Below are 13929 nucleotides of genomic sequence, written 5' to 3'. Positions count from 1 at the left end.
GACGGACGGGATCTGGTGTCGTGGCCCAGGCGTACGGCCACCAACCGTGTGTCAGTCGCTCCCCGATGGTCGACCATCTGAACGCCAGTCGCGACCGCCCCAGCATAACGCGACCGCCCGGCACCGGGTAGGCCCCGGGCGCCGGGCGACCCGACGACGGCCGGGCGTGACACCCTGGTGAGGTGAGCACGACCCTCGACGAAGAACGCACCGGCACCCGGGCCGAGGCCGACCTGCGCCTCCTCGGGGCCCCCGACACCCCGTGGGTGACTCTCGTGTGGGACGACCCGGTCAATCTGATGTCGTACGTGACCTACGTCTTCCAGACCTACTTCGGCTACCCGAAGGCACGCTGCGAACGCCTGATGATGCAGGTGCACACGGGCGGCAAGGCGACGGTCGCGACGGGGCCCCGCGAGCAGATGGAACGCCACGTCGAGGCTCTGCACGACTACGGCCTGTGGGCGACCGTGTCGAAGGCCGACGAGTGAAGCTGCCGTTCCGTCGCGAGCGCGGCGGCGACGACGTGCTGCTCGAGCTGCCCGAGCACGAGCGCGCGCTGCTGATCGACCTGACCAGGCAGGTGGTGCAGCTGCTCGAGCACGGTGACGCCGACGATGCCGCCGTCGCGCGCCTCCTGCCGTCCGCCTACCCCGACGACGCCGAGGCCGCCTCGGAGTTCAGACGGTTCACCGCCGACGACCTGACGAACCGCAAGATCTCGAACGCCCGCGTCGTGCTCGCGACCCTCGCCGACCGGCCGCCCGAGCCGTCGGGCGTGGACACCGGCCCGACGACCGCCGACCCGGAGCCGAGGAGGCGCGGGTCGAGACCGCGCGGACCTCGCCCCGACGCGCGCCGGCTCGACACCGCCGCCCAGCAGGCGTGGCTGCGGAGCCTGACCGATCTGCGGCTGACCCTCGGAACCCGCCTCGGCGTCACCGACGCGGGGATGCCCGACGACGCCGAACCGCACCTCCGCGCGATGCACGCCGTGTTCGACTGGCTCGGCTACCTGCAGGAGTCGCTGTTGCAGACGCTCACGCGTCGCTGAGCGGGGTCGGCCTGGCCAGCGCCACGCGGCAGGTCGCGCCTACTTCTCTTTCGGGAACAGCACCCAGAGCACCACGTACAGCAGCACCTGGGGCCCGGGCAGCACGATCGACAGCACGAAGAGCAGTCGCACGAAGAACGGGCTGAGGTTGAAGCGGTTGGCGAGCGCGGCGCAGACGCCGGCGATGACCTTGCCGCGGCGGGGACGAGTGAGGGTAGCCATGGATCGAGCATGGCATCGACCACCGACAGAGGTCCAGCACGTCCGATGGGCGTGAGTCGCGTCGTCTCCACAGCGTGATCAGCGTCGTCTCCGCGGCGTGCGTCGCGTCGTCTCCGCGGCCTGCGTCGCGTCGTCTCCACAGCGCCCCGCGCCGCGCGCATCCGGTGCCGGTGCGGTCAGTACGATGAGGGGTGGAACGGTCGGGCGCGGGCCCGGATCGGCCGCACGGGGGTACACGAGGGGGAAGCAGTGGCGCAGTCGCGGTCAGGGGAGGCTCTCGGTGCGTCCTATCGACTCGTCGAGCTGATCGGCACAGGCGCGGTCGGCGAGGTGTGGCGAGTCTCCGTGGCGCGAGCCGAGGTGACGCCTGACGATGGCGGCGACGGCGCCGCCGACGGCTCGCCTGCCGACGCTGCACCCGCCGACTCCGGCGAGGCCGCCGCGAAGCTGCTGAAACCCGAGCACGCCGACGACGCGGGCCTGGTCGAGCGGTTCGTGCGCGAGCGCTCGGTGCTGCTGTCGCTGCGTCACCCGAGCATCGTGCGGGTGCGAGACCTGGTGGTCGAGGGCGACCGTCTCGCGATCGTGATGGACCTCGTGCCCGGCGGTTCGGTGCGCGACCTGCTCGCCTCCACCGGGCCCCTGCCCGCTCGAGACGCCCTGACTCTCGTCGCCGAGGTCTTCGACGCCCTGGCGGCCGCGCACGCACGCCAGGTCACGCACCGCGATGTGAAGCCCGACAACGTGCTGCTCTCCGAGCCGTGGCGCCCCGGTCTGACCGGTGCCGTGCGGGTGAGCGACTTCGGCATCGCCTCGGTGGTCGACGAGAAGCTGAGGCAGACCACCGGGCTGCTCGGCACGCCGCAGTACATGTCGCCCGAGCTGATCAGTCAGGGTCGCTCGGGTGGGCCCGGCGACGTCTACGCCACCGGTGTGATGCTCTACGAGCTGCTGTCGGGCCGCACGCCCTTCGCCGGGCCCGGCACCGATTTCACGGTCGCCTACCGCCATGTCACCTCGACTCCCCCGCCCCTCGACGTGCCGGCCGATCTGTGGGCTGCGCTCGAGTCGGTGCTGTCGAAGGATCCCGCGGCACGCCCGTCGGCCGCCGACGCGGCGAGCTCGATGCGTCGGCTCGCAGCGGCCCACGCCGAGCTGCCGGCACTCGCACCGGTGGTCGCACCCGAGGGCTTCGACGACGTCGAACGGCCGGCGACGATCGTCCGAGGTGCGGCGGCCGGGTCCGCCTCGCCCGACACCATCCCAGGAGGCGCGAGCCGGTCGTCCGGGGCGGCCGGCGACCCCGACGCGGCCGGCTCCGACGCGGCCGCGGCCGCCCTCGCCGAGCCCCGACCCGACCTCGGCACCGGCGGCTCGGCCACGATCGTGCGGCCCATGCCCCGTCGCGTGGCACCGCCGACCCGTGCGGCCGCGGCGGCTGAGGCCGACACCCCCGGGTGGCGGCCCGTCTGGCTCACGAACAAGGTCGCGGCGTTCGCTGCGCTGGGCGTCGTGCTGATCGCCGCGCTGGTGATCGGGCTCGTCGTGCTGCTGCCGGGAGACTCCCCCGCCGAAGAGACCCCCACCTCGCCCGACGCGGCCACGGCCAGCCAGCGCGACACGGCGCTGCCGACGGGGCTGGCGATCGTCCGCGACGCGAGCTACGACCCCGAGGCGGGCACCGTCTCGGTGACGATCGCCTACGCCGCGCAGAGCGCCCCGCTGACCGGCCCGCTGCTCGAGGTGCTGCCCGCGGCCGCCGACGGCGACGGCTGCCCGCCCGTCACCTGGACCGGCGCGACCGGCACCCGCAACCAGCCCTCCGTCACCGGGGTGACGGTCGACTGCGGCTGGTCCCTCACGGGGGTCGAGGTGCCCGCGGGCGGTCAGGTCGAGGTCGAGGCGACGCTCCCTGCGGAGTTCGCCGACGCCACGGCGCTCGACGCCTGGCTCGATGCGGCAGCGGCGGCGACGACCGAGGCGACCGGTGACGAGACCGTGACCGGGTCCGCGTATCCGGCGCAGCGCCTCCTCGGGGTCCAGGTCGTGACGCCGTCGCGCACGGTCAGCCAGACGCCGCTGACCGTCACCCTCGTGCCCGTCTGGGCCGGCGGTCCCGACGAGCTGAACCCGCTGTACTCGAGCCCGAGCACCGGGTCGCCGTCGCAGATGCTCGTCGACGTTGCGGGCGGCGAGGAGGGCGTGCGGTTCGCCGACGGCTGCGGCGGGGCGCTGGCGGTGTCGTCCGACGGGCTCGTGGTCACGGCGCTGTCGATCGCGCCCGCGTGCGTGCTGCGCGCCACCGTCGGCAATTTCACGAACCTCGAGAGCTCGCCCTTCAGCATCACGACGCGCGACTAGCCGTCGGTCCGCCCGGCCGGCCGGCCGACGTGCGTGCGCGGGTCGCCCCATCGAGTGGTCAGAAAACGCCCTTCACCGCCCGCGGAAGGACAGTTTCTGACCACTCGACCCCGCTCCCACCCGCGACCGCCCCACCCCGGCGTCGCCACCCCACTCGAGTGGTCAGAAAACGCCCTTCACGGCACTCGGAAGGACAATTTCTGACCACTCGACCCCGCTCCCACCCGCGCCCGCGCCCACGTCACCCCGGCGTCGCCACCCGACACGAGTGGTCAGAAAACGCCCTTCGCGGCACCCGGAAGGACAGTTTCTGACCACTCGCGGTCGTCCCCACCCGCGCCCGCGCCACCCCGGCATCGCCACCGCAATCGAGTGGTCAGAAAACGCCCTTCGCGGCGCGCGGAAGGACACTTTCTGACCACTCGACCCCGCGCCCACGTCGGCAGACCACCTGAGTGGTCAGAAAACGCCCTTCGCGGCACCCGGAAGGACGCTTTCTGACCACCCTCGATACGGCTGCGTGCGGGCGCACCCCAGCACGCCGAGCCGAGCACGCCCAGCGCACCTCAGCGCACCTCAGCGCACCCGAGCACGCCCCGGCACGCCCCGGCCCGGCACGGCGGCGACCGCGGGCACGACGCCGAGGAGGCGCGGGTCAGGCCGTGCGGGCCGGCTCCGCGACGCTCGGGCTCATCGCCTGCACGAGCCGCACCGCGCCTCCTGCACCGGCGTAGCCGCGCCCCTGGGTCAGTGCGACCGGCGCCCGCCGCGGCAGGGGCACGCCGAGCAGCTCGCCGTCGTAGTCGACGTCGGGCTGCAGCAGCACGCCGCAGCGCGACTTGCGGACGGTCTTCGTCCAGTGCCCGTAGAGCGTGCGCAGGTCGGCCGACCGACCCGCCGCGATGACGCAGAGGCCCGGCCGGTTCGATGCGAGCAGGGTTGCTATCGACTGGTCGGTGTCGTCGAAGCGCTCGGCGTCGTCGATCAGCAGCACGACCGGTCCGCGTTCGAGACGGAGCGCTGCGAGCAGCGCGGGCACCTCGTCGGCGCCGACGGCGACCCGGTCGAGCGGAGCATGGGCGAGCGGCGAACGGCGGTCGCCGATGCCCCAGACGACGGGCCGCGCAGAACCCGACACCGACCGGATCGACTCGGCGATCGCCAGCAGCAGCGTCGACTTGCCCGACCGTGCGGGCCCTGCCACGAGCACGTGCTCGCCCTCGTAGACCTCGAGCACGGCGGGGGTCAGGTCGTCTTCGCCGATGCCGATCGGCAGGCGCCATGGCTCGTCGTCGAAGGTCGGGGCGAGGCCGAGCTCGTCGACGCGCACGTCGTCGGGCAGCTGTCCGATGGCGTTGGACTTGGGGGCGGCGTCGCTCCAGACGGAGGCGACGTGCGCGACGGCCTCGACGAGGCTGCCCGCCGGGGTCGCGACGTGCATCTGCAGCCGGTTCGTCACGTCGACGAGACGACCGGGCACCGGCGCGGGGATGCTCTTGCCCTTCACCCCGAGCGACGCGTAGTCGTAGGGGTCGGCGAGGCGGAACAGCCACTTCTGCGTCGTCACCTCGTCCATCGCCGACGGCACCGCCTTCGCACGGGTGGTCGACACGGCGAACGAGAGCCCGAGCGCGGGCCCGTCGGCGTAGACGCGGTAGAGCAGGTCGAGCAGCTGCTGCCCCTCGTAGTCCTGCAGCTCGTCGCGGAGCGCGGCCAGCCCGTCGAGCAGCACGACGGCGCGACGACGGCCGGTCGGGTCGGCGCGGCGGGCTTCGAGCTCGGTGCGCAGATGCCGGAGGAACCGCGCCTGCTGCTCCTTCGCCCCGGCACCCGGTCCGACGTAGGCGACGGTGTGCGGCAGATCGGCCAGCGGCGCGAGATCGCGCGAGCCGAGGTCGAGCACGTACAGGTCGAGGTCGGCGGGGTCGGTCTCTCGCGCCAGGGCGAGCGCGAGGGACGCGAGCGTCGTGCTCGTGCCGCTGCCCGGGATCCCCATGACGAGCAGGTTGCCCTGCGCCATGTCCCACCCGGCAGGGCTCTGCCGCTGCAGATCGGGCTCGTCGGCCAGTGCCACGACGACCCGGTCGCCGACCACCCCGCCGACCTGCGGCCCGCCGCCGCGCACGCGGTCGTGGCCCGACGCGCGGTCGTCGCCCGACCCGTCGCCGTCGCCCTCCGCCGTCGGGAACTCCGCCGTCGGGAACCCGGCCAGCGCGATCGACTCGCCCAGCGCCTCCGGCCAGACCTGCCGAGGAGGCGCGAAGCCGGCCTCGGAGTCGGCCGCGACGATCGCGTCGATCAGCTCGTCGAGGTCGGTGCTGTCTTTCGCCGAGGCGCGCGGGGGCGCCGGGCGCGGGGCGGGCACGCCGAACTGGCCGATCTCGCGCACGCTGACGGCCTCGGCCGCCGCCTCGAGGGCGCGCCCCGTGACGAGGGCGGTCTGCACGGGGGTGATGTCGTCCTGTCCGAGCTTCACGTACGCGCGACCCGTCTGCGCGCGCGAGATGCCCGCGGCCGCCGGCACGCCGATCACGTTGCTGGAGTCCTCGCGGCTCTGCACCCGCAACGCGACGCGGAGGTTCGTGTTCGCGAGGATGTCGTCGTTCACCACGCCGGCCGGGCGCTGCGTGGCGAGGATCATGTGCACCCCCAGCGTGCGGCCGACGGCGGCGACGCTGACGAGCGAGCTGAGCACGTCGGGGAAGTCCTTCGCGAGCATCGCGAACTCGTCGACGACCAGGAGGAGGCGCGGCATCGGCTCCGCAGGAGACGTCGCCAGATACGCCTCGAGATTGTCGATGTCGTCGCCCGCCTCGGCGAAGACGCGCTGACGGCGCTGCATCTCGGCCTCGAGGGATCGGAGGGCGCGGTCGGCGAGCTGCTCGTCGAGGTTGCTGATCGTGCCGATCGTATGGGGCAGCCGCTCGCAGGCCGCGAAAGCCGCGCCGCCCTTGAAGTCGATCAGGATGAAGTTCAGCCGCGTCGGGTCGTTGCGCGCGGCGAGCCCGGCGACGAGCGAGCGGAGGAACTCGCTCTTGCCCGAACCGGTGGTGCCGCCGACCAGTCCGTGCGGTCCGTCAGCGACGAGGTCGAGGGTGAGCACCCCCGACTCGGACGACCCGATCGGGGTCGAGACGCCGGTGCGGGCGCGCCACATCGACTGCACGGACTCGGCGTCGACCCGCGGGACGCCGAGCAGCTCGGGCAGGCGCACGAGGGAGGGCAGCGAGGCGCCCGGCACGATCAGCTCGGGGTCGTCGAAGTGGGCGAGATGACGGGCGCATTCCTCGGCGGTGGGCACGTCGACCCCCGCGAGGACGACGTCGTCGACGCGGGTGCGGTCTTCGGGGCGGTGCACGGTCGCGGCGGCATCCTCGCCGACCACGACGACGGTGGTGCACGACGCGGGCAGCTGCTCTTCGCTGGTCGCGATGACGATGCCGCTCACGCGCACGCTGCGTTCGTTCGGACGCAGCGACGAACCGGGCGTCGAGCGGCCGTGACCGAGGATCGCGCGGGCCGGGGCGTCGCGCCCCTCGGTCAGCACCTCGGAGTCGAGCACGACGAGCAGGGCCGGGGTCGGCATCTCGTCGACCGTCTCGCGGAGGCCGCGCAGCATCGACACGCTCGCCTCGCGGCGGGCCGACATCCAGCGGTCGCCGGTGCTGCTGCCGACCTGACGGGTGTGCGGCAGCCACGAGGCCCACTCCCAATCGCCGTCGCGACCGGGGTCGCAGAAGGTGCCGATCGTGAGGTCGGCGGGGCCGCAGTGCACGGCGGCCTGGGCCAGGAGGCTGCGGGCGAGGGCCAGCGCCCCGGCACGGTCGCCCACGATGCCGACGACGCCGGCGTCGGTCAGATCGACGACGACGGGAGCCGAGGCGAGCCGCCCGGCGGCGAGGGCCTCCTTGACGCGGTCGTCTCTGCGGGTGGAGCCGCGGTCGTCGAGGGCGGGCCGCCAGGGCACGTCGCCGATGCCGGCGTGCAGCGCGAGGAAGTCGTCGGCGCCGACCCGACGCTGCCAGAGGAGCGTGGTCGGCAGCTCGGGGCGACGCAGCACCGTCGCCGGGTCGGGGACGAGATCGAAGCGGCGCCGCGCCTCCTCGGCCGCCGCCTCGGCGATCTCGGCGGAGAACTCGCCGATGGCATTCTCGAAGCGCTCCTCTTCTTCGCGGAGGTTCTTCGTGCGGCGGTGCTTCTGCTCGAGCCACATGCCGATCGCGGTCACCGGGCTGAGCAGCGCGAAGAGCGCGAACCGGGCGTCGCCGAGCAGCGCGACCATCGCACCGGCCAGCAGCAGCGGCGCGAGCACGGTGATGTAGCTGAACTTCGAGGCGGGGGGCACCTCTTTGCGGTCGGGCGGCTGCACGGGTTCACCGTCGTCGGCTCGGCCCGGGCGGGGCGGGCGGTTGAAGGGAGCCGTGGAGGCGGGGGTCAGGTTGTGCAGCGACCCGGGCGCCGGCACGGTGACCTCGGCCAGAGCGGGGCGGACGAGCAGGACGGCGCCGCCCACGATGGCGGTGGTCGCCTCGGTGATGACGAGGCCCTCGGCGTCGACCCGTTCGCCGCCGATCAGGGTGCCGTTGGTCGAGCCGGCGTCGCGGATTCGGACCCCTTCGCCGTCGGGCTCGTTCTCGATGGTGCAGTGCTCCCATGAGGCGCTGGCGGTCGGCAGCACGAGGTCGGCCTGCGGGGCGCGGCCGACGACGAGCGGCCGGCTGCGCGGCACCTCGACGACCTGCCCGGCGGCGAGACCGCCGGCGAGGGTGACGCTCCAGCCTGCGACCTGGCGTCGGCGCGTGCCGGGGGTGCGGGCGATGCGCGATCCCTCGAGCAGCACGAGCTCGTCGAGCGGGGTGTCGAGCGGCACGGCGGCCTCGTCGACGAAGAGGTCGGCGTCGCCGGCGTGGAGCGCTCCCCCGGCGGTGGTGACGAGCTCGCCCAGGGTCGCCGCGCTCTGCCAGCGATCGACGTCGATGCTCCGTCGGTCGCCGTCGAGATCGATCAGGACACGCATGGGGGCTCCTCGGTCGGAGGTGGGGTGGGGCGGGCTCGCTGGGGGTGCTGTTCTTCTCGTCAGCCGGCGGCGGGAGCGGTGACGGGGCCGGCGAACCAGATGAGCCCCGTCGACCCGTCGTCGACGGCGGGGCGCAGACCGAGGTCCTGCGACGACGAGTTCAGCACGGCGACGTCGGCGTCGAGGGCCTGCGCCGACGAGAAGTCGACGGCGGGGCCGGCCATGCCGTCGCCGGCGCCGAGACCGAGGGCTCCGAGTGCGTCGCCGACGGCGCCGGGCTCGATCGAGCCGGCCGATTCGACGGCACGCACGAGGGCGACCACGGCGTCGTGGCTGCGGGCGTCGGCCGCACCGGCGACGACCGAGAACGGCTGATCGCCGGTCAGGTTCACGGCGTCGGGGTCCTGTGCGAGCACGCGGACTCCGCCGAGGAACGCCGACACCGATCGACCGGCGCCGTCGCCGCGGAGGGCGGTCGCGTCGCCGCTCTCGGCGCCGACCGTGACGAGCGAACCGGAGAGGCTGGCGCCGTCCTCCTTCAGCGCTGCGGAGAACGCGGGGCTCGTGGCGTCGGGGGTGAGCACGACCGGGACGGCGAGGTCGGCGGCCTGCAGCCGCGCGACGACGGCGGCCTGGCGGGTCGCCGAGCCGCTGACGAGGACGGCGTCGGAGGGATCGGCGACCGGCTCGGTCTCCTGGGAGGCGGTGGCCGAGACGTCGTCGCCGGTCGCAGTGGTGCTCGTGGCCGGCGGAGTCGACCCGGTGAGGCGGGCGACCTCGCGGGCGAGGGCTTCGTCGCCGGCTGACGACGTCGCCGTCTCGGTGCGGCCGATCTCGACGCCGACGGGGGCTCCGCCTCCGGCGTCGACGAGCAGCGTGTTGGTCGCGCCGCCGAGCGCCTCGGTGAGGGCGGCACCGGTCTGCGCGGCGTCGGGAGCCGTCGACCAGACGTCGCCCGAGGCGCCGTCGGGTACGGGGGCGTAGGGCAGGACGACGGGGATGCCTGCGTCGGCGGCGGCGGTCACCGCGCCGATGATGTGCGGTCCGGACGAGGCGATGACGATGCCGGCGACGCCCTGGTCGACGAGGGCGGCCACGGCCTCTGCCGCGCCGGCCTCGGTGCCGCCGTCGTTCTCGGTCGCGAGGGCGATGTCGGCCCCGCCGAGCTCGAGGCGCCGTTCGGCGACGAGGGCGCCCTGGGCGGCCCCGTTCCAGTCGGCGCCCTCGGCGCCGGGGCCGAGGGTGACGATGACGCCGACCGTGGTGCCTTCGGGCAGATCGGTCGCGGTCAGGGCGACGGGGAGGGTCGCGGCCACGGGGGCGCCGACGGGTTCGTCGTCGGGCTGCACGACGACGACGGTCACGACGATGGCCGCGGCGACGACGAGGGCACCCGCCACGATGGCGATCGTGCGACCGCGGCGACGCGGGCGGGTCTCGGTGTCCATAGTCGATGCGGCCGACTCGACCGAGTCGGTCGACTTCGCGCTCGGCGAGCTGCCGGCCCCGTCGGACGTGGCGCCGGGCGTCTCGCTGTGGCGTGCTCCGCGCTCGCTCATCGTGCGCCGCCGATCGTGAAGGCGTAGAGGGTGGTCGACGTCGCACCGGAGGGCACGTCGAGGTGGAACGCCGGCAGGGCGGTGGCTGCTTCGAGCGACGCGGTGAACTGCGCCTGACGGAGCATGATGCCGGCGATGTCCTCCGCTCGGACGTTGGCGTAGCCGGACGCGTTCTGCGTCGCGAGGGCGAGCTGGAAGTCGGCGGTGTCGGCCTTGGCCGCGCTCGTGGCCATCGCTCCGAGGATCCCCGAGCCCTCCACCTGACGGTCGCCGAGGTCGAGCATGACCTTCGCGAGGTCGCCGGCGAGGAGCGTCGAGGCGCCTTCGACGTCGCGCGTCGAGTTCTGTGTGCTCGCGGCGATGCGCTCGAGCGACGACGCGGTCTGTTCGTCGATGGCGGCAGCGAGCCCGGAGGTCTGCTCGTCGAGGTCGACGCGCTGACCCTCGATGGTCTCCTTCGCATCGCCGACGACCACGTCGGACGTCGACGAGAGGCCGACGATCGAACGGTCGAAGGCGTCGATCACGGTCTGACGTGTGGCCACACCCTGCGCCGAGACATCGCGGACCTGCTCGCCGATCAAGCCCTGGATCTCGTTCGACGCGTCGATCGAAGCCTCGGCGAAGGCCTTCTCGACCTCGTCTGCCAGGGCGTCCTGCTGGATTTTGAGCGTGTTGAGATTCTCCGCCACGGCGGCGTTCTGCCCCTGGGCCCTGGTAACGCTGATCTGCAGCGCCTCGATCGACGAGTCGAGCCCGCCGTCGCCCGCCTCGATGGTGCGCGCGAGTCGATCGATGGCGTCATCCACGGCGGAGGTCGTCTCGTCGAGGGTGGCGATGGTGTCGCCGATCCCGCCGGGGGCACGATCGTCGTCGACGTCGGAGGCCGCGAGGACGGCGTCCCAGGCGGTGGCCTGCGCGTCGAGACGCTGACTCATCGGCTCGAGACCGATGGGGAGGTCGATGATGCGGGGAGCCGCGCCTCCTTCGCTCTCGTCGTCGCCGGGCGCAGCGGTGGGAGCCACCGTCGGTTCACCGGTCGGTGCGGTCGTGGGCTGACCGGTCGGCAGGCCGGTGGGCTCGGGTGTCGGCTCGGACCCGTCGTCGTCGCCTCCCTCGGGGACCTCGCAGGCCACATCGGTCAGGTACGCCCGCAGCTGCTCGACCTCGCCCCGGGACATACCCTCGCCGATCTCGTCGCAGAGACGGGCGGCGAGCTCGGCGTTCTGCTCCTGCATCGTGTCGCCGGAGAACGGCAGGTCGATTCCGCCGTCGGCGGCGTCGGGCAGGTCGCCGATCTCGGCCCGTGCGTCTTCTGCGGCGTCGTGCAGGGCGTCGACCTGGTCGCGCAGGGTCGGCACGCCGACCGAGACGGCGTCGGCTGCGTCGCGGAGGTCGTCGAGGGCCTCGGCCACGTCGTCCTCCGACGCGTCGGCCGCGAGGGCGTCGAGCTGGGCGTCGAGCGCGGCGAGATCGGCTGTCAGCGCGTCGTTGCTCTCGATGGCGAGAACTGCAGGCTTCGCGTCGAGCGACTCGGCGAGCGCGACGCCGTCGGTCACGAGACCGATCAGGGCGACCGTGACGGTGACCGACGAGGCGAACAGCGAGCAGGTGAGCGACGACTCGGTGGCGCAGCTCGCGGCGTCGGGGTTCGACGGGCCGACGGTGCGCTGCAGCTCGGCGGCGACCTGGTCGCGGCAGCCGGCGGTCGACTGGGCGTACCCGTCGAGCTGGGCGGACACCTGCAGCAGGCTGCCGTAGACGCTGGCGGTCTGACCCGGTTCGGCGACGACCGCGGCGCAGCCCTCGCCGTCGATCGTGACGGCGGGTGCCGTGGCCGACGTGTCGCCGAGCAGCGAGTCGACGCTCGAGACGGTCTGCTGCAGCTGGCTCAGCACGGTCGACTGGGTGCCGGTGACGGTGGCCGAGAGGTCGGTCTCGAGCGAGCCGAGCTGGCCGCTCAGGCCGTCCATCGTGCTGGCGAGCGACGAGCTGCTCTCTTTCAGCTGTTCGGCGGTGCGGACGCCGAGCGTCTCGGAGGTGCTCTCGAGGTTGGTGCGCACCTCGGTGATCGTCTCGCCGGCGCGGCTCAGCACGGTGTTGACGTCGCCGACCAGCTCGATGGTGCGCTGCTGCAGGGCCAGCTCGGAGGTCGTCGACGAGTCGAAGGCCGACCCGAGCACGCCGTCGACGGTGAGGTCGGTCGAGATGCCTGGCTGCGCTGCGAGGTCGATCGTGGGTGCCGCGAAGTCGGTCACGTCGGCGACCAGGTGCAGGGTGGTGCTGGCGCCGGAGCGCGGAGGGGCGAGCAAGGCGGCCCACTGCACGACGGCGTCGCCGTCTTCAGTGGTGCTGACGATGCCGTCGGTGCCGGCACCCGTGCCGCTGCCCGTCGAGTCGGAGATGACCTGGCTCGGCGAGACGCCGGTCAGCACGGTCGATGCGGCGAGGCTGATCGGCGCGCCCACGAGGGCGGCGTCGGTGCGGGACGCGCCGGCGACGTCGTAGCTGAGGTCTTGCGGGGCGACGGTGAGGTTCTCGACCGTCAACTCGATCTCGACACGGCCGTCGTAGCCGTCGAGGTCGGCCAGGTCGGTGCCCGTGCCGTCGGTCGTGCGGTACTGCGTGCTGATGCGCAGCGGCAGGTCGCCCGCGACGTCGGCGGGCACGTGCTCGGCGGTGGTCGTCGAGGAGGTACGGGTCGCGTCGTCGACGGAGATGGCCGTGCTCGAGACGGCCGTGATCGACCCGTCGGTGGCGAGTGCCGTGTCGACGGTCTGCAGGACCTTCGACGGGTTCTCGACGACCGTCGGCTCGGACGTGCAGGCCGTGGCCAGCAGTGCGACGACGCCCGCCATGGCGACGACGCCCAGTGCGCGCCCCCCTCGGTGCCGTCGCAGAGTCGTGCTGTGTGTCTTCGTTCCCCTGGCCATGCAGACCGTTCCCCCTAGAAAGTGCTGTCCCTCCTTTGCATGATAGGGGTATGTCGGACGGCTGTGATGTCCCCCATCAGGGTCGTGAGCGCCCCGGCGACAGACGGATCGGTGCAGGGACGAGGATCGGCGGCCTTTCCACAGGCGAACATCGACGCCGAACTCGGCTCGACGGGGCGAACCCCGCGCCGAGCGGCTGCGCCGGCGAAGGCTGCGACGCCGTTGATCCCTCCCCAGGCCGCCACCCCCCGAACGGGGACCGACAGATCGGTGCAGAAGGGGTGCATCCTGGCCGTGACGAGCTAGTCTCGTCATGTTCAAGCCCCGGGGGCGTCTTGCACGGGGGCTATTTCCAGATGAAGGGGACATCACCATGTCACGCGTACTTTCCACCGAGCAGGCCAAGACGGCCATCCGCCAGGTCCAGTCGATCGTCAACGGCGGTTTCACCGACCAGATCTCGCAGCTCGACGCCCAGGGCCGCATCCTGTCCGACCCCAACGTCTGGGACGGACCCCTCGCGGCGACCTTCCGCGGCTCCACCTGGCCCGAGACCAAGGCCGCCCTCGACAAGGCCAAGACCGAGCTCGAGCAGCTCCGCACCCAGCTCGACAACATCTCCGCCAACATCTTCTCCGCCGGCGGCGGCGCGTAACACAGGACGACTGCCCCCGTCACCCCGATCTCCGGGGGGACGGGGGCGTTCGCGTCGCGCCGGGCATTAACCACGCGACGACGTGAGATTCGGCACGACGACGCCAGACGCCCGGCAGGCGTCAGCAC

At 73.1% G+C, this 13929-nt stretch carries 8 protein-coding genes and 1 riboswitch; of the genes, 4 read left to right on the top strand and 4 right to left on the bottom strand.

Annotated elements, in window-relative coordinates:
* Positions 1 to 16 precede the first annotated feature (16 nt).
* Positions 17 to 102: riboswitch (ZMP/ZTP riboswitch) on the bottom strand.
* A gap of 80 nt (positions 103 to 182) precedes the next feature.
* Complete coding sequence (gene clpS, locus ACZ6JE_RS07140) at positions 183 to 491, top strand: ATP-dependent Clp protease adapter ClpS (protein ID WP_464318563.1); 309 nt, start codon at positions 183 to 185, stop codon at positions 489 to 491.
* On the top strand, positions 488 to 1054 hold the full coding sequence (locus ACZ6JE_RS07135; RefSeq protein ID WP_464318562.1) for a DUF2017 family protein: 567 nt from the start codon (positions 488 to 490) through the stop codon (positions 1052 to 1054). Before clpS ends, ACZ6JE_RS07135 begins: the two co-directional genes overlap by 4 nt.
* A gap of 39 nt (positions 1055 to 1093) precedes the next feature.
* On the opposite strand, the gene ACZ6JE_RS07130 is transcribed toward ACZ6JE_RS07135, so the two are convergent.
* Positions 1094 to 1276, bottom strand: a complete 183-nt coding sequence (locus ACZ6JE_RS07130) for a PspC domain-containing protein (RefSeq protein WP_192061304.1) — start codon at positions 1274 to 1276, stop codon at positions 1094 to 1096.
* 249 nt (positions 1277 to 1525) lie between these two features.
* On the opposite strand from ACZ6JE_RS07130, the gene ACZ6JE_RS07125 reads away from it, so the two are divergent.
* Positions 1526 to 3637 (top strand): serine/threonine-protein kinase, encoded by a 2112-nt coding sequence (locus tag ACZ6JE_RS07125; RefSeq protein WP_464318561.1) that lies wholly within the window; start codon positions 1526 to 1528, stop codon positions 3635 to 3637.
* 655 nt (positions 3638 to 4292) lie between these two features.
* Here the strand turns inward: ACZ6JE_RS07125 and ACZ6JE_RS07120 are convergent.
* The 3 genes from ACZ6JE_RS07120 to ACZ6JE_RS07110 are packed head-to-tail and all read right to left on the bottom strand — an operon-like array spanning position 4293 to position 13071.
* Positions 4293 to 8654, bottom strand: a complete 4362-nt coding sequence (locus tag ACZ6JE_RS07120; protein ID WP_464318560.1) for an FtsK/SpoIIIE domain-containing protein — start codon at positions 8652 to 8654, stop codon at positions 4293 to 4295.
* A 59-nt stretch (positions 8655 to 8713) separates the two neighbouring features.
* Complete coding sequence (locus ACZ6JE_RS07115) at positions 8714 to 10213, bottom strand: hypothetical protein (RefSeq protein ID WP_464318559.1); 1500 nt, start codon at positions 10211 to 10213, stop codon at positions 8714 to 8716.
* The gene (locus ACZ6JE_RS07110; protein WP_464318558.1) at positions 10210 to 13071 is read right to left on the bottom strand and encodes a PT domain-containing protein; all 2862 of its coding nucleotides are present in this window, start codon (positions 13069 to 13071) and stop codon (positions 10210 to 10212) included. Before ACZ6JE_RS07110 ends, ACZ6JE_RS07115 begins: the two co-directional genes overlap by 4 nt.
* Before the next feature lie 448 nt (positions 13072 to 13519).
* Here ACZ6JE_RS07110 and ACZ6JE_RS07105 point away from each other — a divergent pair, with 448 nt between their 5' ends.
* Positions 13520 to 13801, top strand: a complete 282-nt coding sequence (locus tag ACZ6JE_RS07105; protein WP_192061299.1) for a pyrophosphorylase — start codon at positions 13520 to 13522, stop codon at positions 13799 to 13801.
* The last annotated feature ends 128 nt before the right edge of the window (positions 13802 to 13929 follow it).

The sequence above is a fragment of the Frigoribacterium sp. AC759 genome, assembly GCF_979256015.1.
This window is presented reverse-complemented; position numbering and strand designations above follow the sequence as displayed.